The 26,466-nt window shown below is 51.2% G+C and carries 22 protein-coding genes; 3 read left to right on the forward strand and 19 right to left on the reverse strand.

The window, feature by feature from the left end:
• Positions 1-213: 213 nt before the first annotated feature.
• The 6 genes from ABID13_RS19730 to ABID13_RS19755 are packed head-to-tail and all read right to left on the reverse strand — an operon-like array spanning position 214 to position 6,005.
• A complete protein-coding gene (locus ABID13_RS19730) occupies positions 214-1,179 on the reverse strand; it encodes an ABC transporter ATP-binding protein (RefSeq protein ID WP_048929987.1) in 966 nt (321 codons plus the stop codon).
• Positions 1,176-2,189: an ABC transporter ATP-binding protein gene (locus ABID13_RS19735; RefSeq protein WP_048929988.1), complete on the reverse strand. Its 1,014-nt coding sequence runs from the start codon at positions 2,187-2,189 to the stop codon at positions 1,176-1,178. The genes ABID13_RS19730 and ABID13_RS19735 overlap by 4 nt, the downstream gene beginning before the upstream one ends.
• Positions 2,190-2,201: 12 nt before the next feature.
• A complete protein-coding gene (locus tag ABID13_RS19740; protein ID WP_007866070.1) occupies positions 2,202-3,083 on the reverse strand; it encodes an ABC transporter permease in 882 nt (293 codons plus the stop codon).
• 11 nt (positions 3,084-3,094) lie between these two features.
• Positions 3,095-4,024: an ABC transporter permease gene (locus ABID13_RS19745; RefSeq protein ID WP_007866068.1), complete on the reverse strand. Its 930-nt coding sequence runs from the start codon at positions 4,022-4,024 to the stop codon at positions 3,095-3,097.
• A gap of 57 nt (positions 4,025-4,081) precedes the next feature.
• Positions 4,082-5,026 (reverse strand): cupin domain-containing protein, encoded by a 945-nt coding sequence (locus ABID13_RS19750; RefSeq protein ID WP_007866065.1) that lies wholly within the window; start codon positions 5,024-5,026, stop codon positions 4,082-4,084.
• Between the two features lie 13 nt (positions 5,027-5,039).
• Positions 5,040-6,005 carry a cupin domain-containing protein gene (locus ABID13_RS19755; protein ID WP_007866063.1) on the reverse strand — a complete coding sequence of 322 codons (966 nt, stop codon included), beginning with the start codon at positions 6,003-6,005 and terminating at the stop codon, positions 5,040-5,042.
• Positions 6,006-6,226: 221 nt separating this feature from the next.
• Here ABID13_RS19755 and ABID13_RS19760 point away from each other — a divergent pair, with 221 nt between their 5' ends.
• Positions 6,227-7,102, forward strand: a complete 876-nt coding sequence (locus tag ABID13_RS19760; RefSeq protein WP_007866060.1) for a LysR family transcriptional regulator — start codon at positions 6,227-6,229, stop codon at positions 7,100-7,102.
• A gap of 139 nt (positions 7,103-7,241) precedes the next feature.
• Here the strand turns inward: ABID13_RS19760 and prfA are convergent, their stop codons facing one another.
• The 7 genes from prfA to ABID13_RS19795 form a co-directional block, all read right to left on the reverse strand.
• A complete protein-coding gene (gene prfA, locus ABID13_RS19765; RefSeq protein ID WP_007866058.1) occupies positions 7,242-8,315 on the reverse strand; it encodes a peptide chain release factor 1 in 1,074 nt (357 codons plus the stop codon).
• Positions 8,316-8,363: 48 nt separating this feature from the next.
• The gene (gene prmC, locus ABID13_RS19770; protein ID WP_048929989.1) at positions 8,364-9,284 is read right to left on the reverse strand and encodes a peptide chain release factor N(5)-glutamine methyltransferase; all 921 of its coding nucleotides are present in this window, start codon (positions 9,282-9,284) and stop codon (positions 8,364-8,366) included.
• Positions 9,238-10,260 carry a DUF1385 domain-containing protein gene (locus ABID13_RS19775; protein ID WP_048929990.1) on the reverse strand — a complete coding sequence of 341 codons (1,023 nt, stop codon included), beginning with the start codon at positions 10,258-10,260 and terminating at the stop codon, positions 9,238-9,240. The genes prmC and ABID13_RS19775 overlap by 47 nt, the downstream gene beginning before the upstream one ends.
• 134 nt (positions 10,261-10,394) lie before the next feature.
• Positions 10,395-10,601: a 50S ribosomal protein L31 gene (rpmE, locus tag ABID13_RS19780; RefSeq protein WP_007866051.1), complete on the reverse strand. Its 207-nt coding sequence runs from the start codon at positions 10,599-10,601 to the stop codon at positions 10,395-10,397.
• 357 nt (positions 10,602-10,958) lie between these two features.
• Positions 10,959-12,656, reverse strand: coding sequence for an FAD-dependent oxidoreductase (locus tag ABID13_RS19785; RefSeq protein WP_007866046.1), 1,698 nt, complete (start codon positions 12,654-12,656; stop codon positions 10,959-10,961).
• A 98-nt stretch (positions 12,657-12,754) separates the two neighbouring features.
• The gene (locus tag ABID13_RS19790; protein WP_007866044.1) at positions 12,755-14,137 is read right to left on the reverse strand and encodes a cation:dicarboxylate symporter family transporter; all 1,383 of its coding nucleotides are present in this window, start codon (positions 14,135-14,137) and stop codon (positions 12,755-12,757) included.
• Positions 14,138-15,331, reverse strand: coding sequence for a MalY/PatB family protein (locus ABID13_RS19795; RefSeq protein ID WP_048929991.1), 1,194 nt, complete (start codon positions 15,329-15,331; stop codon positions 14,138-14,140).
• A gap of 271 nt (positions 15,332-15,602) precedes the next feature.
• Between ABID13_RS19795 and ABID13_RS19800 the strand changes: the two genes are divergently transcribed.
• Both ABID13_RS19800 and mscL read left to right on the forward strand, forming a co-directional pair.
• Positions 15,603-16,085, forward strand: coding sequence for a MarR family winged helix-turn-helix transcriptional regulator (locus ABID13_RS19800; protein ID WP_007866040.1), 483 nt, complete (start codon positions 15,603-15,605; stop codon positions 16,083-16,085).
• Between the two features lie 365 nt (positions 16,086-16,450).
• Positions 16,451-16,906: a large-conductance mechanosensitive channel protein MscL gene (gene mscL, locus ABID13_RS19805; protein ID WP_007866038.1), complete on the forward strand. Its 456-nt coding sequence runs from the start codon at positions 16,451-16,453 to the stop codon at positions 16,904-16,906.
• A 22-nt stretch (positions 16,907-16,928) separates the two neighbouring features.
• Here the strand turns inward: mscL and rho are convergent, their stop codons facing one another.
• The 6 genes from rho to ABID13_RS19835 form a co-directional block, all read right to left on the reverse strand.
• Positions 16,929-18,701 (reverse strand): transcription termination factor Rho, encoded by a 1,773-nt coding sequence (gene rho / locus ABID13_RS19810; RefSeq protein ID WP_048929992.1) that lies wholly within the window; start codon positions 18,699-18,701, stop codon positions 16,929-16,931.
• 257 nt (positions 18,702-18,958) lie between these two features.
• A complete protein-coding gene (locus tag ABID13_RS19815) occupies positions 18,959-20,275 on the reverse strand; it encodes a replication-associated recombination protein A (RefSeq protein ID WP_040416978.1) in 1,317 nt (438 codons plus the stop codon).
• Positions 20,276-20,346: 71 nt separating this feature from the next.
• Positions 20,347-21,075: a polysaccharide deacetylase family protein gene (locus tag ABID13_RS19820; protein WP_007866029.1), complete on the reverse strand. Its 729-nt coding sequence runs from the start codon at positions 21,073-21,075 to the stop codon at positions 20,347-20,349.
• Between the two features lie 204 nt (positions 21,076-21,279).
• Positions 21,280-23,118, reverse strand: coding sequence for a GH25 family lysozyme (locus ABID13_RS19825; protein WP_048929993.1), 1,839 nt, complete (start codon positions 23,116-23,118; stop codon positions 21,280-21,282).
• Positions 23,119-23,211: 93 nt separating this feature from the next.
• Positions 23,212-24,285 carry a PspC-like choline-binding domain-containing protein gene (locus ABID13_RS19830; RefSeq protein WP_007866027.1) on the reverse strand — a complete coding sequence of 358 codons (1,074 nt, stop codon included), beginning with the start codon at positions 24,283-24,285 and terminating at the stop codon, positions 23,212-23,214.
• Positions 24,286-24,449: 164 nt separating this feature from the next.
• On the reverse strand, positions 24,450-26,333 hold the full coding sequence (locus tag ABID13_RS19835) for a sugar phosphate nucleotidyltransferase (protein WP_048929994.1): 1,884 nt from the start codon (positions 26,331-26,333) through the stop codon (positions 24,450-24,452).
• Positions 26,334-26,466 lie beyond the last annotated feature (133 nt).

The following is a 26,466-nucleotide window of genomic DNA, read 5'->3' on the forward strand; positions in this document are numbered from 1 at the left end:
CCTGGCGGTCTTATTTTGATACCCACTTTTCAACCTGTATAAATTTTTCAATGTTCTTTAAAATTTAGCTTGACTTTTTATTTGCAGGCTTATTTGTGTTGTGTACCCCATATTTATGAGGCGTACACGGTGTGTACGTTGATCCGATTCGTGTGCGGCCTGCGGGAAATCAGCCGCAGATATGAGCGCCGGGGAGACTCCGGGAGTTCACTGCTATATAAGATTACAGGCAACAAAATGACCTGCGCTCACCTCCCGAAGCGGGACCGGGCTGCCCCAGCATCCGTCAGTGGCAAGGGGACAGCGGGTTGCAAAACGGCATCCCGGTTTAGGATCAATGGGGCTTGTTACCTCCCCGTGGATAACGGGTTTTCTCTTTCCCCTCAGTGAGATGTCAGGCACCTGGATGGCATCTAGAAGCGCTTTTGTATAGGGATGGATGGGGTTGTCAAACAGTTCCTTTGACTCACACCGCTCCACACACTGCCCCAGATACATGACCGCAATCTCATCAGAGATATGGCGCACCACTGAGAGGTCATGGGTAATAAACATGTAGGTAAGGCCCATATTATCCTGGAGATCCATCAGCAGGTTGAGGATCTGCGCCTGAATGGACACATCCAGGGCCGATACCGGCTCATCACAGACAATAAACTTGGGATTTACGGAAAGGGCCCTGGCAATTCCGATCCTCTGACGCCTTCCGCCGTCCAGCTCGTGTGGGTAGGCACTTTCCAGGCGCGGGGCCAGGCCCACCGTCTCCATCAGCTCCGCCACCCTTTCCCGAAGCTGCGCTTTATTCTTCATCACCCGGTTGACCACCAGGGGTTCCGCGATCAGCTCGCTGACCGTCATACGCGGATTCAGGCTGGAATAGGGGTCCTGGAAAATAATCTGCATTTCCTTTCGCAGTTCCCTCAGCTGGTTGGGATTGCAGGACAGGATATCCTTTCCATTATACAGTATCTTTCCCTCTGTGGCCGGTGTGAGCCTGAGGATGGCCCTGCCCAGGGTGGATTTTCCGCACCCCGACTCCCCTACCACACCCAGGGTCTTCTGGGGGCTGATGGTCAGGTTCACATCATCCACTGCATGAAGCACGCCGGAACCTGTATCAAAGTATTTCTTCAAATGGACCGTCTCGATCAAAGGCGTATTCTGGCTGTTCCGGCTCATATGCGCATAACCTCCTCTCCGTCAGATGTCACATTCTCCTTACCAACAAACAGATGGCAGGCGATCTCATGGGTGCCCTCCTTGCAGACCGGGGGCAGACTGTGCCTGCAGACTTCCATGCAGTGGGGACATCTGGTGTGGAACTTACATCCCTGGAGCAGGTTGGTTGGATCAGGCATCAGCCCAGCAATGGGATTCAGGCGTTTGGCATCCCCTGTCATGCTGGGAATGGAGCCGAACAGGCCCTGGGTGTAGGGATGGTGTCTCTTCCCCGTGAATATATCCTCAATGGTCCCATGCTCCACGATCTCACCCGCATACATAATGGCAACCCGGTCGCAGGTCTGGGCGACCACGCCCAGATCGTGGGTGATCAGCAGCATGGATGTACCGAACCGTTCCTTTAATTCCTCCATCATTCCCAGAACCTGGGCCTGGATCGTCACATCCAGAGCCGTGGTGGGCTCATCTGCGATCAGCAGCCTGGGATTGCAGGCCAGGGCCATGGCAATCACCACCCTCTGCTTCATACCTCCGGAAAATTCATGGGGATAGCAGTTTTTCCTGGCAGCAGGTATTCCCACCAGTTCCAGCATCTCCTCCACCTTTTTTCCCATCTGTGCCCGGCTCAGGTTGTTGTGGTTATGGAACTGAAGCACTTCCAGGATCTGGTCCTCCACTGTGAGCACAGGATTCAGGCTGGTCATAGGATCCTGGAAGATCATGGCGATCTTCTGTCCGCGGACGGACAGCATCTCACTCTCCTTTAGATCCAGCAGGTTTTCCCCGTCAAAAAGCACCTGTCCCTGCTCCACCTTTCCAATACGCTCCGGAAGGAGGCGCATAATGGCAAGGGCCGTAGTAGTCTTTCCTGCCCCGGTCTCACCTACCAGGCCCAGGGTTTCCTTTGTATGTACCGTCAGGCTGATACGGTTTACGGCATGGACAGTCTCCTCGTCAGTCTGATATACAATGTTTAAATCTTTGATCTCCAATAATGCATCTGACATACCTGTCCCCCCTTAATTTTTAAGCTTGGGATCTAACGCATCCCTCAGTCCGTCTCCCAATAGGTTAAGCGCCAGGGAGGTCAGTATAATGGCCAGGCCGGGGAACAGGGTAATGTACGGGGAGTACCTCATAAAATCCCGCCCTTCTGCCAGCATGGAACCCCACTCCGGAAGGGGAGGCTGAACGCCCATGCCGATAAAACTCATTCCCGCGGCTGTCAGTATCATTCTTCCCACGCCCATGGTTGCCTGGATGATGATGGGGCCCATGGCATTGGGCAGGATGTGTTTTACAATGATATAGGAATCCCTGGCCCCGCTGGCTATGGCTGCCTCTATGTAATCCTGGTCGATCACGGTCAGGATGGAGGAACGGATCACCCTGGTAAAGGGAGGGATCCTTGCTATGGTAACGGCGATCAGCAGGTTGGTCATGCTGGGCCCCAGGGAAGCCACAATGGCCATTGCCAGGAGCTCACCCGGGATTGCCAGAAAGGTATCCAGCACACGCATGATAACATTGTCCACGCGGCCTCCGTAATAGCCTGCGATCGACCCCAGGATCCCGCTGATACAGACGCTGCCGACCGTGGCAGCCAGCCCGATGACAATGGAGATCCTGGCCCCATGGACTACCCTGGCAAAGATATCCCGGCCGTAGGCGTCCGTTCCAAACCAGTGGGCCGCGCTGGGCGGCTTCAGACGGTTGGCCACATTCTGGGCGATCACCTGGGTGTCATAGTCGCAGATCACATCCGCAAATACGGCAAGGATCACCATGACGGAAAATATGGCAAGGCCCAGCATGGCTGCCTTATTCTTTTTAAAACGTTTCCAGATCTCATAGGCGGGACTGTTCCGCTTCACAGCTGTTTTTTCACTTTTTCCACTCATATCTTCTGCCCTCACTTACTGTATCTTGAACGTATACGCGGATCAATAAATGCATAAAGGAGATCCACAATCAGCATGATGATACAAAACAGGGCGGCCAACATCAGCACGGCGGCCATTACCTGCGGCGTATCCTTGCTCCGGATCGCGTCAATGGCCAGTGTCCCCACTCCCGGCATGGCGAATACGGACTCTGTGATCACAGAACCGCCCAACAGCGCGCCGAAATGCATACCTGCCACTGTGATGACCGGCAAAAGCGCATTTTTCAGGGCATGCTTCCATATGACCACCATGCTGGTGGCTCCCTTTGCCTTTGCGGTACGGATATAATCCTGGCGGATGACTTCCAGCATGGTGGAACGGGTCAGACGCAGGATCTCCGCCGCCCCGGGCAGGGCCAGGGTAACAATGGGCAGGATAAAACTCTTAAACGAGTCCGCTCCGTTGGATGGCAGCCACCCCAGCTTCAGTGCAAACAGCAGGATGGACAAAAGGCCCAGCCAGAAGGCGGGAATGGATGAAAAGAACATGGCTGTGACGGAATTGATAACGTCCAGGGCAGAATACTGCTTTACGGCGGATAAGATCCCAAGAGGCACTCCAATGGCCACGGACAAAAGCATGGCACCCGCGGCCAGCTTCATAGTGGTTGGAAACCTGGAAAATATCTCGGTAAACACAGGCGTCCTGGTGCGGTAGGATAGTCCGAAATTCCCCTGAAGGGCATTGAGCACATAATCCACATACCGCAGCCAGAAGGGCTTATCAAGCCCCAGTTCCCGGGTCAGCTCCTCTCTGGCGGACAGCGGGGCGTTATCCCCCAGAACCAGGGAAGCCACATCCCCCGGAATCATATTCATGATTGTAAAGATAATAAAGCTTACGCCCAATAAAATGGGTATCAGCAGCAACAGTCGTTTTATAACATACTTTCCCATACAGGCTTCCCCTTTTCGCTGACAGCAGGAACTGTTTAAGACGCTTTTGGCCCGCGCCTAAACCCTGCTGATTTTTGTGATGCAGCTGTTATTCTGCCGGAATATTTCCCTGACATCCTCCCAGTTGTTTACCAGGTCCTGACGTCCTTCCAGCTTTTTCTCCACGATCTCTGCCAGGCGCAGTCCCAGTGCCTTTACATTATAAGCATGGACCACGGTTCCATGATCCAGTATTTTCATGGAATAATTGGTATATGGAGGAAAATGCAGGATATCACGGGCATTTGCCACAAAGGTCCCGCCCAGCACGGTCACTTCCACGCGGCCTTCCTTCACCACATACAGGTCCCAATCAGGATGAGGGCTGTCCCATTCCACACAGATCCCCTTTTCCATCACAAATTCCCAGACTTCCTTTTCCCCGCCCGTCTCATGGCGGCCCACCTTCTGGTTGCACACAATGCCGTCAAACACAAACCTGGCAATGCTCCCTCCCTTGGGCCGGATCTGCGCCAGCTGCTCCTTTGGCACCACCTCCGGTTCAGGCTCTCCCAGACGCATGGTATGGTGCTTCAAACGGTACTCTGCCATAAATGCATCATCCTGGAGTTTTTCAGGATAGCTCCTGTCTATGAGCTGCTTTTCCAGGATGCCTCCGTACATGTTCATGCCTGAAAACAGCTCCCGCCATATGGTCCCCTCCTCCAGGAAGCGGAATCCATGGGACATATACGGCTCAATGTGGATCATGTCCCCTGTCTCTGCTATGGCTCTCTTTCCATTGATGGTAACCTCCACACTGCCCCTGTCAATGGCAAATGTCTCATACCCCTTCTTATGCTCATGGTAAGGGACAAAAGCATTTTCCTGATAATACACATCACTCATCTCATTGTTCAGCGTCTCCCCCACCGGAGCAATAAAAAGATAATCCTTACAGTCCTTTTCCTCCAGTTCATGGATATAATCATCCGGCGTTATATGTATTTTATAATCGAACATACCCTTCCATCCTTTACACAGTTATTTTCCGTATCCCGGTAATCCAGCAGTTGTTCTCACGCAGTATCTTCTCCACATAGCCCCAGTCCTTTAGGTTTTCAGGAGAGCGCTTCTTCTCTGCGTTGAGGCGTTCCATGATATGCATCAGATAGGACTGTACATTGTAGGCATAAATCTGCGTCCCCTCCTCCAGCACGGTGAGGGTGTGCTTGTAGTAAGGCGGGATATTGATAACATCCCGTTTTTTGGCCACAAAATCATGGCCGTCAGCCTGAACATGGACAGAACCTTCCATAACCAGATACACATCATTTCCCGCATATGGATAATTCCACTCAATCTGAAGCCCCTTTTGGGGAAGGAGTTCCCAGATTTCCTTTACTCCGTCCGTCTCCCAGCGTCCCACCTTCAGGTTCAGCCGGATCCCCTCCATGTCGAACCCCGCAATGGCCCATCCCCTTGGACGTACGGCAGGAATGTCATATTTGCCGGCCGGCTCCGGAACAGGATCCTCCCTGTACAGGGTTCCTAACAGGGTGTATCTCCTGGCTTTGAATTCCTCATCCTCCCAGTACTGCGGGCTGTAGGTACGGATCACATGTTTGTCCTCCACACAGTTATACATGTCCATGTCCTGGAACATCTCCCTCCAGATGGTATTTTCCTCCAGGTAGCGGTATCCGTGGTTTACATAAGGACGGATATGTACGATGTCACCCCGCTCAATAATACATTTCTTCTTGTTGATACAGACCTCGGCAGACCCCCCATCGATCAGAAAGGTCTCATAGCCCTTCTCGTGGTCGTGATAGGGAACAAATGCATCCTTGATGTAGACCGTATCTCCCAGCTCATTCACCATTCTCCCACCCTGGGGACGAATCAGCAGGTCCCCGTGATTGTCGCTGTCCGGTATGGAATACAGCACATCCTTCAGGGGATCAATGTGCATTACGCTCCGCAAATTCTCCACACTCATGTTTTCTCCTCCTCCACTCACTTATTTTATCACTTTAAACAGCTAAAATTCCGGGATTCAAAAAAAGGAAGGCTGCCTTGCCTCAATGCAACTCTTCCGGGAATCCACTTTTCATTTTATGAAAAATAGTATATACTATTTTTATAATTCTGTCTAATATATGTTTATTTATGTTTTCCATATCTTATAGGTTATAGATCTTCAAACAAGGAGGAATTACTATGGAACTGCTGCAGCTCCGCTACTTCTGTGTGGTGGCAAAACATCAGAATATGACAAAGGCGGCTGCCGAACTGATGATCTCCCAGCCGGCCCTGAGCAAAACGATCATTGCCCTGGAAAAGGAACTGGGCACCCCCTTGTTTGACCGGCGTAACCGCTCCATTTTCCTGAACCGCGCAGGAGAGATCTTTTACCAAAAAATCGACCAGGGCATCAATCTCATTGACGACACGGTGTCTGAGGTGGGCGAGCTGTCCAACGAACCCTTTGGCAATATCAAGCTCCTGGTGCTGGCAGCCTCTTCCTATATGCCTGAGTTTTATATTGCCTTTCACCAGCGCTATCCCTATATCAAGCTGCAGCTGAGCAACTATATCCGCGCCGAGCACCTGTTTATGTATGACTGCGACTTTTGCTTTACCGCCAATGACAGCTACACTCCCCTGGCGGGCAACTGCGTCATCCCCATACTGACCGAGCGCTTTGTGCTGGCCGTCCACAAAGACCATCCCCTGGCCTCCCGGACCTCCATCCATCTCAAGGAAGCTGCTTCCTATCCCTTTGTGGCATCCAACCGAAAGGAGGATCTGGAATTCTATTGCCTAAAAGCCGGATTCCGGCCCAATATCATTGCGGAATGTGACAACGGCACCACCTATGAGGCCCTGATGCGGCACGGGGTAGGTATCTCCATCATTCCTGAGATCACCCTGGGATCCGTGCTCCCCCGCGATATTGTGTGCATTCCTCTTATCCACCCGGTGCTGGAACGTACCATCAGCCTTTCTTATGACACCAAACGGCGCATGTCCAATGCCGGACGTCTGTTTAAAGATTTCTGCATGGAGTATTTTAAGGCGGAGCCGGTCAGCTGAACCCTGAAAACATGGAAGACTCAATTGACAGAAAGGATAAAAAGTGCCCGATATCAGCTGTTAAAACCAATCTCGGGCACTTTATTTTCTTCTCTCAGCATCTGTATTTGCAGATGATACAACTGCTCATGGTATCTTCCTAATTTTCGTTCATCTTTGCCAGCTTCGCCGCCTGGTCGGCCGCAATCAGGTTATCCAGGAGCTCCTGTATATCCCCGTTCATAATGGAATCGATCTTATACAAGGTCAGCTTGATCCTATGGTCCGTGACACGGCCCTGCGGGAAGTTATAGGTACGTATCTTCTCGGACCGGTCGCCGGTTCCGATCTGGCTGCGCCGCTCCTCCGCCTCTGAACTCTGGCGTTTCTCCAGTTCAATGTCATACAGCTTGGAACGGAGCAGGCGGAAGGCCTTTTCCTTGTTCTGAAGCTGCGATTTTTCAGTCTGGCTGTAGATCACAATGCCGGAGGGCATATGGGTCAGACGGACCGCGGAGTCCGTGGTATTTACACACTGTCCTCCATTGCCCGATGCCCTCATTACATCGATACGGATATCGTTCATGTCAATCTGTACATCCACATCCTCCGCCTCAGGCATGACGGCAACCGTTGCAGTGGAGGTGTGTATTCTGCCGCCGGACTCAGTCTCCGGCACACGCTGCACACGGTGTACGCCGGACTCATACTTAAGCTTGGAATATGCGCCCTTTCCCGTCACCATGGCCACCACTTCCTTAAAACCGCCGATCCCGTTCTCATTCAGGCTGACGATCTCCACCTTCCATCTCTGGCTGTCCGCATACCCTGAATACATGCGGTAAAGCTCGGACGCAAACAGTGCTGCTTCGTCCCCGCCTGCCCCTGCGCGGATCTCCAGGATGATGTTCTTATCATCATTAGGGTCCTTTGGAAGCAGCAGGATCTTAAGTTCATGCTCCAGGTCCTCAATGCGCTTCTTGGCATCGGACAATTCCTCCTTGGCCATCTCGCGCATCTCATCATCGCTTTCTTCCTCCAAAAGAGCAAGGCTGTCCTCCACATCCTGCTTTGCCTGCTTGTATTGTTTGTAGGCATCCACAATAGGGGCCAGATCAGCCTGCTCCTTCATCAGCCTGGTGAACCGCTTGGTATCCTGGGTCACGGCCGGGTCACCCAGCATCAGCATCAGTTCCTCATAGTGAATCAACATATCATCTAACTTATCAAACATAGTTTTCTCCTGCCTCTATCCAATCACTTTACCTGTTACGTACCATTCTTATTCCCAGTCCGCCCGCACCACACGGTCCAGCCCGGCCATATCTTTTCTCACTTCCACCTGTCCGTATCCATGGTCGGCAAACAGTTCTTTTACCGCCTGCCCCTGGTCATATCCGATCTCCATGTACACACTGCCTCCCGGATTCAGATGGTCCTTACATTCCGCGGCCAGGATCCGGTAAAACTTCAGTCCGTCCTCTGTCCCGTCCAGTGCCATCCTGGGCTCGTGGTCCCTTACCTCAGGCTCCAGCTCCTCGATCACCAAGCTGGGTATATAGGGAGGATTAGAGACAATGATATCATATCTGTCTTCTGATCCCAGGCCCTCAAACATGTTGCTGTGAACAAGCCTGAACTCCCCTTTATATGGTTCCAGCAGACGGTCCGCGTTCCGCCCGGCCACGGCCAGGGCCTCCTCAGATACATCCAGGGCCGTAACCCTCCCATAGCCGCCCATGAGAGCCAGGCTGATGGCAATGCACCCCGACCCCGTACACACGTCCAAAAGCGCGGTATCCCTGTTAAGGTCTGTCTTTTTGTTGTAAGCGTTATCTCTGCCCCAGGCCCCATCCTTACCGCGCCTGTCCCCCAGCACCAGTTCCACCAGAGTCTCCGTGTCCTGGCGCGGGATCAGCACATGCCCGTTCACAAGGAACTCAAACCCCATAAACTCCTGGACACCGGTAAGGTGCTGCAGCGGGATCCGGCCGGCCCGCCTGCGGATCAACTCCTCATATGTTCTGCGCATTTCCAGGGTTTCCTCATCCTCTGGAAGTTCCCTGTTCTTTACTGCCAGCAGGGACGCCAGATTTAAGTGAAACGCCTCCATCAAAAGATATCTGGAATCCAGTGCCTCATCCGGCACTCCTGCCTTATTCAGTATCTGCGCACCCTGCCATAGCAACTGCTGTATGGTCATGTCCTGCCGCTCCTTTGCAGTCTTCCCTGCTGCTGTTCTCTCTCCAGCCCGGAAATGTCTCATCCAGATATTGTCTCCAGTCAAACACGGTTTCAACCGCGGCAATGGCAACTTCTATCATTGTGTCGTCAGGCTCCGTGGTGGTCAGCCCCTGCATCCACATACCGGGACGGCTTAAAACATTCACCAGCTTGGAATCATGCCTTCCCGCAAAGCGCAGGAACTCATAGGATATACCTGCAATGACCGGGATCAGAACAATACGGCTGACGATCCTGAGCCAGATGGTGTCCACGCGGATCACCATAAAGAACAGGATACTGATGATCATAACGATCATGATAAAGCTGGTGCCGCAGCGCTTATGCTCCTTGGAGCTGGCCCTTACATTATCCACGGTCAGTTCCAGCCCGTGTTCTATACAGTTGATACACTTGTGCTCCGAGCCGTGGTACATGAACGTCCTCTTTATATCCTCCATCCTGGACACCAGCTTGATATACAGGATAAAGATAAGGATCCTGATCACGCCCTCCAGTATGGCCATCACGGTCTCCGAGGCAATAAAGCTTTTGCAGATCCGCGCAATGAACAGGGGAAGCACCATGAATATGCCGATGGCCATGACAAAGGAAAATACCATCACCACACTCATGAGTATGCTCTCCAGCTTCTCCCCAAACACCTTATCCAGCCATGCCTCAAACCGTCCCGGCTCCGCCTCCTCATCATCCTCAAAAAAGCTGCAGGACCAGGTCAGGGCACGCATTCCCACAACCATGGAATCTATAAAACTGAAAATACCCCTGATAAACGGAAGTCCAAGAAACTTGTGCTTCTTGGTAATGCTTACGTAGGTATCCTTTTTCACCTCAATATCCCCGTCCGGCTTGCGGACTGCAATGGCGTAATCATTGCCGTTCTGCATCATGATGCCTTCAATTACGGCCTGACCGCCAATTCCCGAATATTTCATCCTTTCTTACCTTTCTGTGAGATCCATACTACGCCGCGCAGATATCAATCGGCCAAGCGCCTTAAATCCGCAGGGCGTAATACCAGAAAGGGCTGAGCCTGATGCCAAGCCCAACCCTCATCTTTTCTTGCCTATTAGTTAGCATTCATGCCATACTTACGATTGAACTTGTCAATACGTCCACGAGCCTGAGCAGCCTTCTGCTGACCGGTGTAGAATGAATGGCACTTGGAACAAACCTCAACGTGGATGTCCTTCTTTGTTGAACCTGTTACGAACTCATTACCACAGTTGCAGACAACTGTTGCCTGGTAATAATTTGGATGGATTCCTTCTCTCATGATATTCACCTCTCTGATATTAGTTGCGGTTTCCGACCGCGGCCTGTATGCCAATCTGCCTCTGTACATTACAGGCAGCCGGCTCATGCCGTCACCAGAACGCACAGATATCAGCACTGTTCAAGTTTAACGCACCCTCACCGTAAGGTTCTGACTCACGCGGATGCTAAAACTGCCGTCAATCCAGACAGCTTAAACAGTATAGCATAAAAAAAATATGAATGCAAGATATTTTATGAAAGCTTGGCCAAAATTTTATCTTTTATCTTTTTAACTTTGCATGCTTTTGCCAACGTCATAAAAAGGTGCTAAGCCACAGTTTCTAATCTGCAGCTTAACACCCATTCCCCTTGGCGTTTACATGAAATTATACTCTGTGAGTATCTTCTCCCGCCCAGTGGTCACATCTGTAAAATATTCATAGCAGCTGATTCCCAGGAAGGAACCGGAAATGTTGATGATATTATCATACCCCCGGCCCTTTAATGCCATGATGGCGTTGTAGCTTCTCTGGCTGGTTCTGCAGTGCAGGTACACCGGCCTGTCATGGGGTATCTCAGGCAGCCGCTGCCTCAGTTCACCCAATGGGATGTTCACCGCACCTACCAGATGTCCCATCTCAAACTCGTCCCTGCCCCTCACATCAATGATGCAGGCTTGGCTTTCCACCAGTTCCCTCACTTCACTTACATGAACCTGCTTAAATACTCCGTGGAGCACATTGAGACCCACAAGGGCAGCCAGATTCACCACATCCCTGGCCGTACCGAACACAGGGGAATAGCACAGTTCCAGATCCTTTAAATCCTCCAGTGTCCCATCCATGGAGATCAATGCGGCGATCACATCGATCCGCTTATCCACATTGCCCTTACCGATTGCCTGGGCGCCCAGGATCCTTCCTGTGGGCACCTCAAAAACCAGTTTAAAATGCATAGGCGCGCTGCCGGGCATGAGTCCCACCTTATCCATGGACATGGTGTACACCGAGTCACATGGGATGTTATTTGCCTTGGCCGTCCGTTCATTCAGGCCAGTAGCCGCTGCATTCAGCTCAAACAGCCTAACGGCGCAGGAGCCGATCACTCCCTTGTTCCTGCTAGTTATACCGTACATGGCATCCGCCGCAGCCCTTGCCTGGCGCAGGGCGGGACCTGCCAGGGGAAGCTTCACCGGCTTATGGGTCAGCTTCTGGAAAACCTCAATGGCATCCCCCACCGCATAGATATGGGGATCACTGGTGCGGTAATCCGGCGTTACCATGATCCCGCCGGTTTCACCGATCTTAAGGCCTGCCTGCTTTGCCAGTTCTGTCTCCGGCAGCACGCCGATGGAAAGCACCACCGCTTCGCAGGGCAGCTCCCTTCCTGAGTTTAAGATCACCTTGTCCTGGGTGATGGCCTTGACACCATCCCCCACTGCCAGTTCCACCCCTTTGTCGTAAAGCTCCTTTTGCAGGATCTGGCTCATATCATAGTCAAAGGGAGCCATGATCTGGACGGCAGCCTCTGCAACTGCCACCTGCTTTCCCGCTGATTTCAGGTTTTCCGCCACCTCCAGGCCGATAAAACCGCCGCCGATTACAACCACGCTGCGGACCTCTTCCCTGGCAACATACTGATCCAGTTTAGCAATGTCATTCACATTGCGCACTGTGAACACATGAGGGAGAAATACTCCCTCAATGGACCCCGGACGGATCGGGTAGGATCCGGGCGAAAGCACCAGTTCATCATATGCCTCCTCGTATTCCCGGCCTGATACGCTGTCTTTGACGCGTATTTTTCTGAGGGTACGGTCGATCATGCACACCTCGCTGTTCACACGCACCTCAATATCATAGGAGGACTTAAATCCCTCCGGCGTCATCAGCACCAGGTAGTCCTTATCCGCCACTGTCCTGCTTAAATAGTAGGGAAGTGAGCAGTTGGAAAAGGATACATGCTCCCCCCGTTCAAATATGGTTATGGACGCATCCGCATCCAGGCGCCTGATTCTGGCCGCCGCGGACGCCCCGCCTGCAACCCCTCCAACTATGAGCACACGTTTACCCATGTTCACACTTCCTTTCCAGATGATCCTCTGTCATTTATGTCTGTTCATGATCCCTGAACATGATCTCTGTTCATGATCTCTGTTATCCGTCCCTGCCATTAATCCCCGCTTGAGGCGGATTTCTTTTCCAGGTTCACGGATTTGTCATTATATACGTTCATATCAATATTCTTAGTCAGCTTGGCGGCCACCAGACCGGTCACCATGCCATCGCTTACATTCAATGCTGTTCTGGCCATATCGATAACAGGCTCAATTCCCACCAGAAGGCCGGCAATACCCACAGGAAGTCCCAGTGCGGATAATACGGTGATACCCGCAAAGGTAGCGCCTCCGCCCACGCCGGCGATACCGATGGACGCAAAGGTGATGATGATCACCATAAGTATAAAGAAGGATGGAGTAATAGGCTGTCCCACAGCGGGAGCCACCATGACCACCAGCATAGCCGGATAAATAGCCGCGCACCCGTTCTGTCCAATGGAAGTACTGAGTGAACCTGCCAGGTTGGAAACTCCGTTGTCCACGCCCATCTCATCTGTCAGGGTCCTGATGGTCAGCGGCAGGGTTCCTGCACTGGTACGGGAAGTAAATGCAAATATCAGGGTTGTCATAGCCTTCTTAAAGTAGATAAGGGGGCTTACTCCCACTGCGGCCAGTATCAGTCCATGGATGATGAACATGACAAATATGGCTGTGTAGGATGCGAGAACAAAGGTTACAAGTCGCAGGATACTTGTATAATCGCTTCCGGCAATGGTCTTGGTCATCAATGAGAAAATGCCGAACGGCGTCAGCATAATAATCATCATGACCACTTCCACCACCAAAGTATTTAGCGAGTTCATTATCTTCCCGAAAAACTCCGCCTGTTCCGGTGCATAGGTCCGCACCCCGATCACTCCGATTCCAAGGAATGCCGCAAAAAGCACTACGGAAAGAGTGGCGTTATTTCCCTGTCCGGTCAGGGCATAGATTGGGTTGGAAGGAATGATATCAATGATGGTATCCTCAAAGGAAATACCCTCCTGAGCCTTCTCTTCCAGCTGGGATGTCTTTTTGCTCTCGGCCTCGCCGATCTCCAGTCCCTCTGCGCTGACGCCAAATGCAGTTGCCGTAACGCCGCCTACCACTGCTGCAACCGCGGCTGTGGACAGGAGGATCGCCAGTACAAGGGCCGTGATCTTTCCAAGGTTCTTGCCTGACTTCTGGTTGATGATAGCACACACAATGGATACAAAGATCAGCGGGATTACCATCATCTTTAAAAGCTTGGTGTATGCGGTGCCCACCAGGCTGATCCACCGCAGACTCTCTGAAACCGCTGCGTCATCCGCCACTGTCTTTAAAATCGCACCAAATATAATACCGCCGAACAGACCGGCCACTACACGTACATTAAAGGATTTGCCTTTTTTCTGCAATACAAACAGAACGCCCAGATAGATTAAAAAACAGATTATACTGATATAAACAGCCATTTATTCCCCCACCTTTTCCTTGATGTTTTTAATAATGCTCTCAACAGCAGTAACGATATTCTTCTTATCTGTAGCCAGGTTAATACGAATAAACCCTTGCGCCATAAGGCTGAACCACTCTCCCACATCACAGGCAAGACGGCACTTGGTCTGGATAAAGTCCGCTGTCTCCTCACCTGTGAGATAACCTCGAAGGTCGATCCAGGACAGGTATGTTCCCTCAAGAGGCGTAACCACAATCTTGGGAAGCTCCCTTGCAAACTCCTGCTTCATATAATTATAATTGTGCATGATCAATGCCTTTACATGATCCAGCCATTCTTCTCCGCCACGGAAAGCGGCCTCCACGCCCACAATTCCCATCAGGTTGACTTCCGCAGAGCCGATCCCCTTAATATAAGCATCATAGGTCTCCATCAGCTGCTTGTCGAAAATGATCACATGGGAATGGATCAGACCGGCCAGGTTAAATGTCTTGGATCCGGCATTGAGGGTGATCAGGATATCCTTGTACTTGCCGTCCCCAACCAGGGCGGAGGATACGAACTTCTTTCCCTCGTAAGTAAAATCCTGATGGATCTCATCAGAAACCACCAGCACTCCATGTCTGCGGCAGATGTCAAACATGGTGTCCAGCTCCTCTTCAGACCATACCCGGCTCACAGGATTGTGAGGGGAGCACAGGATAAACATCTCTACCTTATTATCCGTGATTTCTTTCTCAAACTTTTCAAAGTCCAGTGTGTAGTAACCGTTGTTGTTATCAAGTTCACAGGTTACCAGCTTTCTTCCTGTATTCAGTATGGCATCGTAAAATGGATAGTATACCGGAGGGCAGATGATAACGGAGGCCTCCTCCTTGGTATATGCCCTTACAGCCGCATACAGTGAGCCTACCACTCCGGTGGCAAATCTTACATTCTCCCTGACATACTCTACATTGTGGTGCTTCTTCTGCCATACAAAGAAAGAGTCAAAATATGAATCCTCCACTCTTCCATAGCCAAACACGCCGTGCTCCACACGCTTTACCAGTGCTTCCCTCACTGCTGCCGGTGACTGGATCTCCATATCCGCCACCCAGAGCGGGAGCAGTTCGGCATCTCCAAAGATCTCCTGGAGGGAGTCCCACTTCAGCGTACCTGTTCCTCGCCTCTCCACACAATTTTCCCTGCAGAACTTCTCAATATCCATTACATATACCGTCCTTTCTCTTAAGAAATATTGTTAATCAACTGAACTATATTATAAAATACTTAGTGCATATTGTCAATAAAATTTTAATACATTTTTTATAAATCGGGCATTTTGCACACAAAAATGTTGAAAATAAATTTTTATAGTTTATTTACTTAACAATATTTCCATATTTTGCTGGAAATAAATGATTGAAGCCATTTTCCATCTATGATACTATTACATATAAAGATCATTTTTAAACATATTTCGGAATAGGAGTACTAATATGAGCCATCTTTCAGATATAAACAGCGCCTATCAAAAGCTGAACGCCAAGGCGGATAAATTATATGAATTCGTCATCTTATACCATAATTACATCTACGCCCATCACACTTATGAGAACGAAAACTTCAGTATGCTGGAGATCCATACCCTTACATATATTGAAGATTCCCCGGGCATTACGGCCACTGAACTGGCAAAGATCTGGCACAAAAGCAAAAGCGCCATTTCCCAGGTCATCAAAAAACTGGTGGACTCCGGATATGTGGAGAAGCGCTACAAGGAAAATAACGAAAAGTCAGTATGCCTGTATGTAACAGAAAAAGGACAGAGGCTCTCCTCTGTCCACAAAGCTTATGACGTTGCCGACATCACACAGACTACCTCATACCTGATCGAACAGTGCGGAGAGGCGGATCTGGATGCCTTTTACCGGATTATTGAAACATATAATGAACTTCTGAAATCTGATCTGGAATCATAAGTATATCATCATAAACATATCATTATAAGCATATCAGACAACCCCATCCACAGGATAAGGCAGATTCAAATTCATTGCAGGGAAGGATCAAGGATCGGGAGAAGTTCCCGGATGTCCCTGATCACATAGTCAGCCCCGGCATCCAGGTATTTCTTCCCGGATTCTTGATTGTACCTGATAAAGTACAATCCATATCCTTATCCTGCCCGAAAAAACCACTGTGAACCGGTCACAAAATGGTGTATACTGTATCTATTACATTGTACTCCCGGAGTCTCCCCGGCATCCATCTTTTGGCTGACTTTTCGCCAATCTGAGTACCAAGAGATTCCGAGAGTACACTACATAAGACAGGAGGGTCACAAATGAGTAACTTAAACAATGTAATGAAGGAATTTAAAGCATTTATCCTGAAGGGCAATATCATTGATATGGCAGTGGGCGTTATCATCGGCGGTGCTTTCAGCAAGATCGTCACATCCCTTGTGAACGATATACTGATGCCTGTGCTGGGAGCCCTGACCGGCGGGGCAAGCTTTAACACGCTTAAATATGTAATCAATCCCGCGGTATGGGAAAACGGTGAAAAAGTAAAAGAAGAAGCCGCCATACTGTACGGCAGCTTCCTCCAGAATATACTTGATTTTATCATTATCGGAGCATGTATGTTCTTTATGATCAAGGCCGTGGCCGTGGTCAGCTCCCGCTTCCACCACGAGGAGGAGAAAAAGGAGGAGGCCCCTGCACCGGCCGGTCCCACCCAGGAAGAGCTTCTGGCTGAGATCCGCGACCTGTTAAAGGAAAGGAACGTGTCCCTGTGACCGAACCGACCTATGTTCCCCATTAATAAAATCTGATTCTCTTTGCGTTTTCCACAAACTCCCTGTTGTTCCTGGTTCTTGCGAACAGATCCAGTACCTTTTCCACCGCATCCTCAGGCTTCAGGGAGTTCGTGGCTTTGTGAATAATATCCACTGCCTCGGCTTCCTCCCTGGACAGCAGAAGGTCATCCCTTCTTGTGCCTGACTTAAGGATATCAATGGCGGGGAAAATACGCTTCTCGGACAGCTTCCTGTCCAGAACCAGCTCCATGTTGCCGGTTCCCTTAAATTCCTCATACACAACATCATCCATACGGCTTCCCGTGTCCACCAGCGCGGTTGCCAGCACGGTCAGGCTTCCTCCCTCGCGCATGTTGCGGGCAGCGCCGAAGAATCGTTTCGGCATGTGAAGGGCCGCCGGGTCCAGACCGCCGGAAAGCGTACGTCCACTGGGCGCAACGGTCAGGTTGTATGCCCTGGCAAGACGGGTTATGCTGTCCAAAAGAATGATCACGTCACGTCCATGCTCCACCAGCCTTTTAGCTCTCTCTATTACCATCTCGGACACCCTTTTGTGGCGGTCCGGAAGTTCATCAAAGGTGGAGTAGATCACCTCCACATTGGGCCCAACGATCGCTTCCCTGATATCCGTCACTTCCTCAGGGCGCTCATCGATGAGCAGGATCATCAGATGCATGTCCGGGTGATTGGTGGTAATCGCCTTTGCCACCTGCTTTAAAAGCGTGGTCTTACCTGCCTTGGGCGGGGATACGATCATGCCTCGCTGTCCCTTACCGATGGGTGAAAGCAGATCCACCACCCTCATGGCCACGGATGTCTTGATTCCAGGCATCTCCATGTGCAGACGCTTGTTGGGGAAAATAGGGGTCAGGTCTTCAAAATTAGGCCTGGTCTCAGTGGCGCTGAGAGGATAGCCGTTCACTGTCTTGATATAAAGAAGGGCTGCAAATTTTTCTGTTGCAGATTTCACTCTCCTGTTGCCTGCAATGATATCGCCTGTTTTCAGGTTAAAACGGCGGATCTGTGACGGTGCCACGTACACATCGTTCTCACCTGGAAGAAAATTCTCACAGCGTATAAACCCAAATCCATCCGGCATGACTTCCAGAATTCCGTTGGCCTCGATCCCGCTGTCCAGTTCCGCCATGTCCTGATTGGACATGCCTGCCGCATCCGTCCTGTTATCCTGCCTGAAGGACCGCTCCCCGCTTTCGGAGTTCTGCTGGTATGACCCCTGGTTCTGTCCGCCGCCCGTATGCTGTCTGGACATCTGGGGTTTGGAGGAAGAGTATTTGTTATTTTCATAAGACCGGTTCATATTGCGTCTGGGATCCTGGCTTCTGGACTCCTGGTTTCTGTTCTCCTGATTTTTGGAATCCTGATTTCTGGACTCCTGGTTTCTGGACTCCTGATTTCTGGTCTCCTGGGATTCCTGAGCCCTGTTTTCCTGCCTGTCCTGAAATTCCGTGTTCCTGGAAGATGTATTATCCTGTCTGCTCTCCTGCCTGCTCTGGGGTTCTGCGCTTCTGGACGGACCGTTCTCCTGCCTGCTCTGGGGTTCTGCGCTTCTTGTCAATGCGCTCTCCTGTGCCGGCGGCTGGCGTCTTTCCTTTTTCTTCATCTCCACCGGCTTGATCTCCGGGTTTTTATCAGCCTCTGCACAGAGCAGTTCGATGATCTCCGCCTTGCGAAGGCTGCTGATGCCTTTGATTCCCCTGCTCCTTGCCAGTTCTTTTAATTCTGCAAGAGGAAGGGTCTGTAGTTTTTCCCGCATAGTATCTCTCCTTATTCAAAATTAATCATATCATCCGCCAAAACAGACCGATGGTTTATGCCTAACATTCAAGAGCATATCTGAAAAATGCTCAAGAACTATAATCTTCTGTTCATTCAAATTCGGGGTTTATTCCAGATTTGGGAATTGCTCGGGACTAACAGACTGCTGACAGCATGAGAAAACTGTCAGCTAATCTATGTATAGCCCTATTATATACACGAAACTACAAGAATGTAAAGTAAAAATTTCCATAACTACTCTTTCAGCCACTTCATATGCTGTCCGATCTGCTTCTCATATCCATTGTCGGAAGGCTCATAAAACACTTCCCCCTCCAGCCCATCGGGCAGGTACTGCTGTTTCACGTAGTGCTTGGGATAATCATGTGCATACTTGTATCCTGCCCCATGGCCCAGCTTTTCCGCCCCCTTATAATGCTTGTCCTGTAAATGGACGGGAACCGGCATGGTCCTCTGGCTCTTTACAACTTCCATGGCCTTAAATACAGCATTGCAGGCAGCATTGCTCTTGGGAGCCGAAGCCACATAGGTCACTGCCTGGGACAGGACGATCTGAGCCTCCGGCATGCCGATGCGCTCCACTGCCATGGCCGCATTGACCGCCACCACCAATGCCTGGGGATCCGCATTGCCCACATCCTCCGAGGCGCATATCATAATACGCCTTGCAATAAACTTGATGTCCTCCCCCGCATACAGCATACGGGCAAGGTAATATACCGCCGCATCCGGATCCGAGCCCCGCATGCTTTTGATAAACGCGGAAATCGTATCATAATGGTTGTCCCCATTCTTGTCATAGCGGACCACCCGCTTCTGGATACACTCCTGTGCAACAGCCAGGTCAATATGTATCTTTTGGTCCTCTCCCCTTCCGGTGGTCAGGACTCCCAGTTCCACTGCGTTCAAGGCTGCCCTGGCATCTCCATTGGCCGTGTCTGCCAGAAAATCCGCTGCATCCTCATCGATCACGGCGTCATAGGAGCCCATGCCCCTGTCCCTGTCATATACAGCCCTGTGGATCAGTTCCTTGATATCGTCCTTTTCCAGGGGCTTTAACTCAAATATCCTGGAACGGGATATGAGAGCACCGTTTACCTCAAAATACGGATTCTCCGTGGTTGCCCCAATCAGGATCAGGGTCCCGTCCTCCACAAAAGGAAGGAGGTAATCCTGCTGCCCTTTATTAAAGCGGTGGATCTCATCCACAAACAATATGGTCTTCCTGCCGTACATGCCCATACTGTCCTTGGCTTCCTTCACCACTTCCTCCATATCCTTTTTACCTGCCACCGTGGCGTTGATCTGTTTAAAATCCGCACTGGTGGTATTGGCGATCACCTTGGCCAGGGTCGTCTTTCCGGTTCCCGGAGGTCCGTAGAATATGACCGACCCCAGTTTATCCGCCTGAATGGCCCGGTAAAGCAGCTTATCCCTGCCCACAATATGCTGCTGCCCCACCACCTCATCCAGTGTCCTCGGCCGCAGTCTGGACGCCAAAGGCGACTCCTTTTCCATGCTGTTTTCTCTCATATAATCAAATAGATCCATCATTCTGCCCCTTCTGCTGTGTTTTTCCGCATCCGCTTATCCCACCGCACCTGAGTCTGCACAGTACAGTGCTAGTCGATCAGCAGTTCATCAACCGTAACAAAAGTATATCCCCGCTTGGTAAGTGTGTCAACAAGTTCCAGCGCCGCATCCACTGAGGTGGGGAAAATATCATGCATTAATATAATATCCCCATCCTCTACATCTTTCAAGACCCGCTTCACGATCTTATTCTTGTTCCTCAGCTTCCAATCCAGGGAATCCACCGACCACAGCACCGTGGTCATTCCCACCTCGCACTCCAGTTCCTCATTCCAGTCCCCAAAGGGAGGACGCATATACTGGGGCCGCTCCCCCGTAATATCCTCTATCATCCTGCTGGTCCTGTCCACTGCCTGGCACACTGCAGCCGACCCGGCCTTGGTAAGCTGTACGTGGCTGTAACTGTGGTTACCCACCAGGTGCCCCTCCTCCTTCATACGCTTTACCAGGTCCTCATTTCCCTCTATGTTCTGCCCCATGAGGAAAAAGGTGGCCCGTACCCCGCGTTTCTTCAGGCCATCCAGCAGCTGGGGCGTGCAGTCTTTGTGGGGTCCATCGTCAAATGTCAGGGCGATGCACTTTCCCTCCAGCCCCTTGGCCCGGTCCAATGTGTCCCCACCCTCCTGCACCCAGGTTCCATCGTCAGTTGATACGTGGGCAGGCTGCGGGTCTGAGACAACACGGAACAACCCGCCCAGAAGGAACAGGTCCACCATGCAGATTACAGCCAAAAGCTTTATTTTATTTCCAAGTTTCACACTATGCCTTCTTTCATCTGATACCCTCTATCTATCCAATATATGATATGACCGGATATGAAAATGCATCCATAATGAAAAATCAGCGCCGGGTATGTAATCCCGGCGCTGAACATGTAGGCAAGGCAAAACCCCGTCCCTGTTTTCTATCTGGTATAGCGTACTCCAGTATGATGTTTCCTGACTTGATTTGCCGGCCGCGGTCTACTGGCCTGGTGCCACTGGTGTGATCACCACACCTGGGCCGCCTGAAGAACCGCTGTTTTGGGAATTTCCCGGTCCCTGGCTGCTGCCCGGGGTGCTTCCTGTCTGGCTGCCGCCCGGCGTACTCCCGGTTTGTACACTATCCGGCGTGCTTCCCGGCTGGCCCTGGCTGCTGCCCGGCGTGCTTCCTGACTGGACCTCGCCGCCATCCTGTGATCCTGATGTTTCCTGGACCTGGCTGAGAACACCGCTGCCGTCTGCCTGATAATTGGTTCCATTGATATCGACCACGGTATTTGCCGCCATCCTGCCTGTGGAGGGATCCATATAATAGTGGAGCCCGCCCACATCGATCATGCCTTTTGCCATGCGGCCTGAACCCTCAAAGTAATACCAGGCCCCGTCCATCTCACGCCATCCTGTGGCCATGGCGCCTGAACCCTTCAGATAATACTGACTGCCGCCTTCCTCCAGCCACCCGGTCTGCATCACACCCTGGCTGTCTGAGTAATACCACGTCCCGCCGTCATTGATCCAGCCCTTGGAAAGGGAACCTGAACTGTCCAGATAGTACCATTTACCGTTCTGGTTGGTCCATCCCGTGGCCATGGCGCCTGAACTCTCCAGGAAATACCTCCTGCCGTTGTCATCCAGCCACCCGGTCTGCATCACGCCCTGGTTGTCTGAGTAATACCACCGGCCGCCGTCATTGATCCAGCCCTTGGAAAGGGAACCTGAACTGCCAAAATAGTACCACTTTCCATTATCCGACTTCCAGCCGGTGATCATCCGGCCCGTACTGTCGTCCAGATAATAGCTTGTCCCTGAAAGTGTGAGCCAGCCCTTGGATGCCAGCCCATCGCCGTTCATGTAGAACCAGCCCGTACCGTCATCGATCCATGCATTTTTCTGCTTCACATAGTTCTGGTAATAGTAGGTATTTCCCTGGATCGTCCTCCACGTATTGGCAGGGATCACAGAGGTAAAGTCCTTAAACTGGAAATCAATATCCACATTCCCGCTGATGCCGTTTACCGCTCCCGTGCTGGTCGCCTGCCACATCACCGGATTCTGGTAGGCCGGTTTTGCGGAATAACGGGCCACCCATACAGGATAATCCATCTTGCTCATGTCCAGCTTGTTGGCCAGCCAGTTGTCATTGGCATAGATGACGGGATAGTATCCTGCCTGGGAGATCCGGGAACAGAAGGCATTGGCAATGGCCGCCAGTTCATCCTTGGAAAGGGCGCCCTGGGTTGAATCCTCCATGTCAAAGGCCACCGGATAGGAAACCGGATAATCGTGGATCAGGTCCAGCACAAAATTGGCCTCATCCACCGCCATCTCAGGCGTGGTGGCAAGGGAGTATATGTATACCCCCACCTTCACTCCGGCAGCGCTGGCCTGCTGGATATTCCTGTGAAAATACGGGTCCACTGCCCCCTTTGACCTGGTTCCCAGCATGACGAATGACACGTCATCCGCAGCCACCTGGCTCCAGTTAATATCTCCCTGCCATCTGGAAACATCAATCCCCCTAAACAGCACATTGTTGATCGCTGATCCGTCCGGCATCTGATAGGTTCCGTTTACCTTCTTCCAGGCATTGGGGTTGGTGCTGGAGGAAGACTGGGTATTGGTGCTGCCGGTGGTGCTGGTGGTACTTCCGGATGCTGCCTGCCCGGGCCCTCCCGGTCCTGGGGATGAAACTACGGTTGGGGATGTCTCCCCGGGTCCGATCGCCAATGCGGTTCCTGAGGGCAGCAGTGCGCCTGCCCCTATGAGCCCGGCCATTGCAAGTGCCTGGCAGCGCTTTATCATGTGCAGCTTATTTTTCATACTGTTCTCCTTATGCAAAATCAAAGGGGATGTGCAGCCGTCCGCTGTGACATCCCCCTATATTATGATCTGTTTCCCTGTCAGAATGGTCCGTCAGCCTGGTCCGTCTGTCCGTCCCGCCTCCAAGCTATTGGAAGAACTGCCGGAAGGGCTGTTGCTGGTGTTACTGCTGTTGCCGCTGGTTGGACCGCTGCTTCCTGAAGAGGTGCCTCCAGGTCCATTGTTGCTGATGCCTGAGGAGTTATTGGACGCCCCCGGACCGCCGTTTACGCCGGAATTGCTGTTGTTGCTGTTGTCAACCGTACCAGGAGTCTGGGCGGATACACCGCCTGCGTTCTGGCACACACCGCTTGAGTCAAAGTTATACTGGGTTCCGTTGATGGTTGCTGATGTTCCTGCAATCATCTTCCCTTCATTGGCAGGGTTCAGATAGTAATACTTTCCGTCCAGCTGGATCCAGCCGGTCATCATATGCCCGTTGCTGTTAAAATAGTACCAGGAGCTGTCGATCTGCTTCCAGCCCGTGGACATCTTTCCGTTTGACATGTCCATGTAGTACTTGTTGCCGTCACTGTCGCTGAGCCAGCCGATCAGCATCCGTCCGTCTGTGTTCAGGTAAAAATAATCCTTGTCCACCTTAGCCCATCCGGTCATCATCTTGCCGTCTGTCCCGAACAGGTACCAGTTGTCCTTGATCTGGGCCCAGGAATTCACAACGCACTTTCCATTGCTCTGGAAGAAATACCATGCGCCGTCCATCTCGCGCCATCCCGTACCCATGGTACCGTTGCCGCGCATGAAATAATAGTCATCGCCAATCTTCAGCCATCCTGTCACCATGGTCCCATCATCGAGCATGTAATACCACTTGCCGTCCTCAGGGTTGACCCATCCTGTTGCCATAAGACCGCTTGGCTTAAAGAAATACCATTTGCCGTCAATCTGCTTGAATCCCGTTGTCATCTGACCAGTGGAAAGGTCCATATAGTACCATCCTTCACTGGTCTGGAGCCACCCCGTATGTACCTGGCCATTGTATATATAGGTCCAATGATCATTCGACTTTGTCCAGCCGTCTGCCGCATAACTTGTGAATGCGTTTCCCAATGCCATGGCCCCAATCATACCGGCCGCGGTGATAGCTGCCCAGTACCTTTTCCGTCCCATGTGTCATCCTCCTCGTTATGAGCGTCCTCAGGAACTCAGCCCCAAAGACGGGTACAAGGGAGTTTCCGAGGGTACTCTTATATCAAACCGGGGCACAGAATTCCCCAGCTTCTTACATCTCTTCGATTATAGCACAATCCCATATTCAAATGGTAACATTTTTATTACAATTTCCGTAATTTCCTATAATATTTTTTAGCGTACCGGTACATGATGATGGTGTACTCGCCAAATTCATCTCCCAGCGCACTCTTATAAACAGCCCACAGACTCCACAAAAAACCTCCCAGTGCAGCATACCCGTAAACGGCAAACAGCTCCTCAGGTTCAGGTTCCCTCTGAAGGTACAGCCTGAGCAGATGCTCCATGTCCTCTCCATTATAATAGGAATAAATAGCGCTCATGGAAATATCCATAATGGGATCACACATGCCCGCGTACTCCCAATCCAGAAGTTTTACACTGCCATCCTTTAAAAACAGGAAGTTATCCACATTTGCGTCAATGTGGCACAGGCATTTTGTGCGTTTCATGGCCTCCAGGCTGTCCATGATCCAGTCCATCCAGCCCCGCACTTCCTCGTAGTCCTCAAACAGGATCGCACCGTGGCTGCGGCACAGCTTTTCGTAAAAGTCGATCCGCTCCCGGATATCAAATTCATGTCCCACCTCAATACCGGACTGGTGGAGACACCGCACAATCCCCATGCACTGCTCCATATCGGACCAGCTGTCCGCCGCTGCATTTCTTGCCCCCTCATAGTACTCCGCGATCTTATATCCTGTGCGCTCGTTCATGTAGATCACATGTTCCGTAACTCCCAGAGGCGCCACCGCGTCATAGACCTGTTTTTCCTGCCTTCTGTTAATGAGAAGCTCCGTGCCCGGTCCCGGTATCCGGCAGATACAGTGGCGTTCCCCCACTTTAAACAGGAAGGATTTGTTGGTCATTCCCGATTTCAGGCAGCGTATATCCCTGATCTGGGACTCAGGCACCTGAAATACCTCTGCCACCAGCTTCATGGCCGCATTGTCGGAATGATTCTGATACCTGGGATCAAAGAGCCTCAGCTCTTCCAGGTTTTCAAACTCATAGACCTGGTCCTCCGGCTGCCGGTTCGCATCCATTTCTATCTCATTCCAATGGCCGGCCGGCAGGGCGGATTCCCTGACCGCCTGTTTCAGGATCTCCTGATCCTCCTGCTCCAGGCGTCTTTTGGCCTCCCCGGTGAGCATATCCACATAGACCTGCTCCCAGTAAAACTGTTCCGTTCCAGGTGTTTTATAATAGGCTTCCAGCACCGGCATGAACCGGCTTGTAAACTCCCTGGAAAAATACGTGGGCCCGTACATCACCCACTGGTCCCGTCCCCCTACCTTTACATCCGTGATCCTTCCCTTTTTATTAAATGAAAGGCACCACTCCTTGGTCTCTCCTTTTTGGAACACCGCACTGTACCATGCGCCGCATTCGTAGGCGTGGTACATGTTCTCCCTCATCCAGTTATCAGATGAGAGCACGTACATGTTGCGCCCCTTCAGCACCCTTCTGGCCCGGTAAATAGTGGCAAGGGTGTTCTTGCCGGAATATTCCGGATTGTACAAAAGCTCCACGTCATATTTGTCAATGAGATATTCAAACTTTTCCTTCAGATATCCCACTGCAATGGTAATGTCTCTGATACCAACCTCATGAAGCTGGCGGATCTGCCGCTCGATCATGCGTTCCCCAAACACTTCCAGAAGCCCTTTCGGCGTCTCAAATGTAAGCGGCACGAACCGGGAACCAAAACCTGCTGCTATGATCAGCGCGCCGTCCACCTTATATTGCTCCAGAAGGCGTCTTCCCTCCTCCTTAAGTTCCCACTTGGAGCCGTACCTAAAGCCGTCCTCTCCCTCTGTCCTCTCAGCAATATATCCCCTGCCCATGCACTCCTTTACAAGCCCGTTTGCTGTTCCCAGGGATACATTCAGCTTTGCCGCCAGTTCCCTCTGTGTAATATCCGGCTGTTCCAGCACCGCCCTGCACACAAGTCCATGTCTGTCCATATTCTGATTCCTCGCTTCCGCTCTATTTATGTTCAAAATATTAATTATTGAAAAATATATGAACATTATACCATATACTTGGGAAAATGCAAGACGGATTAGAGTGTGTTTGAAAATTGCTTTTTGAAAATAT

It is taken from the genome of Enterocloster citroniae (assembly GCF_040545455.1).
Taxonomy (GTDB): Bacteria; Bacillota; Clostridia; order Lachnospirales; family Lachnospiraceae; genus Enterocloster; species Enterocloster citroniae.

What these genes read in the sequence shown, in the direction of transcription:
- ABID13_RS19730 (WP_048929987.1), bottom strand. Translation starts at nt 1,179, where the DNA reads ATGAGCCGGAACAGCCAGAATACGCCTTTGATCGAGACGGTCCATTTG.
- ABID13_RS19735 (WP_048929988.1), bottom strand. Translation starts at nt 2,189, where the DNA reads ATGTCAGATGCATTATTGGAGATCAAAGATTTAAACATTGTATATCAG.
- ABID13_RS19740 (WP_007866070.1), bottom strand. Translation starts at nt 3,083, where the DNA reads ATGAGTGGAAAAAGTGAAAAAACAGCTGTGAAGCGGAACAGTCCCGCC.
- ABID13_RS19745 (WP_007866068.1), bottom strand. Translation starts at nt 4,024, where the DNA reads ATGGGAAAGTATGTTATAAAACGACTGTTGCTGCTGATACCCATTTTA.
- ABID13_RS19750 (WP_007866065.1), bottom strand. Translation starts at nt 5,026, where the DNA reads ATGTTCGATTATAAAATACATATAACGCCGGATGATTATATCCATGAA.
- ABID13_RS19755 (WP_007866063.1), bottom strand. Translation starts at nt 6,005, where the DNA reads ATGAGTGTGGAGAATTTGCGGAGCGTAATGCACATTGATCCCCTGAAG.
- ABID13_RS19760 (WP_007866060.1), top strand. Translation starts at nt 6,227, where the DNA reads ATGGAACTGCTGCAGCTCCGCTACTTCTGTGTGGTGGCAAAACATCAG.
- prfA (WP_007866058.1), bottom strand. Translation starts at nt 8,315, where the DNA reads ATGTTTGATAAGTTAGATGATATGTTGATTCACTATGAGGAACTGATG.
- prmC (WP_048929989.1), bottom strand. Translation starts at nt 9,284, where the DNA reads ATGACCATACAGCAGTTGCTATGGCAGGGTGCGCAGATACTGAATAAG.
- ABID13_RS19775 (WP_048929990.1), bottom strand. Translation starts at nt 10,260, where the DNA reads ATGAAATATTCGGGAATTGGCGGTCAGGCCGTAATTGAAGGCATCATG.
- rpmE (WP_007866051.1), bottom strand. Translation starts at nt 10,601, where the DNA reads ATGAGAGAAGGAATCCATCCAAATTATTACCAGGCAACAGTTGTCTGC.
- ABID13_RS19785 (WP_007866046.1), bottom strand. Translation starts at nt 12,656, where the DNA reads ATGGGTAAACGTGTGCTCATAGTTGGAGGGGTTGCAGGCGGGGCGTCC.
- ABID13_RS19790 (WP_007866044.1), bottom strand. Translation starts at nt 14,137, where the DNA reads ATGGCTGTTTATATCAGTATAATCTGTTTTTTAATCTATCTGGGCGTT.
- ABID13_RS19795 (WP_048929991.1), bottom strand. Translation starts at nt 15,331, where the DNA reads ATGGATATTGAGAAGTTCTGCAGGGAAAATTGTGTGGAGAGGCGAGGA.
- ABID13_RS19800 (WP_007866040.1), top strand. Translation starts at nt 15,603, where the DNA reads ATGAGCCATCTTTCAGATATAAACAGCGCCTATCAAAAGCTGAACGCC.
- mscL (WP_007866038.1), top strand. Translation starts at nt 16,451, where the DNA reads ATGAGTAACTTAAACAATGTAATGAAGGAATTTAAAGCATTTATCCTG.
- rho (WP_048929992.1), bottom strand. Translation starts at nt 18,701, where the DNA reads ATGCGGGAAAAACTACAGACCCTTCCTCTTGCAGAATTAAAAGAACTG.
- ABID13_RS19815 (WP_040416978.1), bottom strand. Translation starts at nt 20,275, where the DNA reads ATGGATCTATTTGATTATATGAGAGAAAACAGCATGGAAAAGGAGTCG.
- ABID13_RS19825 (WP_048929993.1), bottom strand. Translation starts at nt 23,118, where the DNA reads ATGAAAAATAAGCTGCACATGATAAAGCGCTGCCAGGCACTTGCAATG.
- ABID13_RS19830 (WP_007866027.1), bottom strand. Translation starts at nt 24,285, where the DNA reads ATGGGACGGAAAAGGTACTGGGCAGCTATCACCGCGGCCGGTATGATT.
- ABID13_RS19835 (WP_048929994.1), bottom strand. Translation starts at nt 26,333, where the DNA reads ATGGACAGACATGGACTTGTGTGCAGGGCGGTGCTGGAACAGCCGGAT.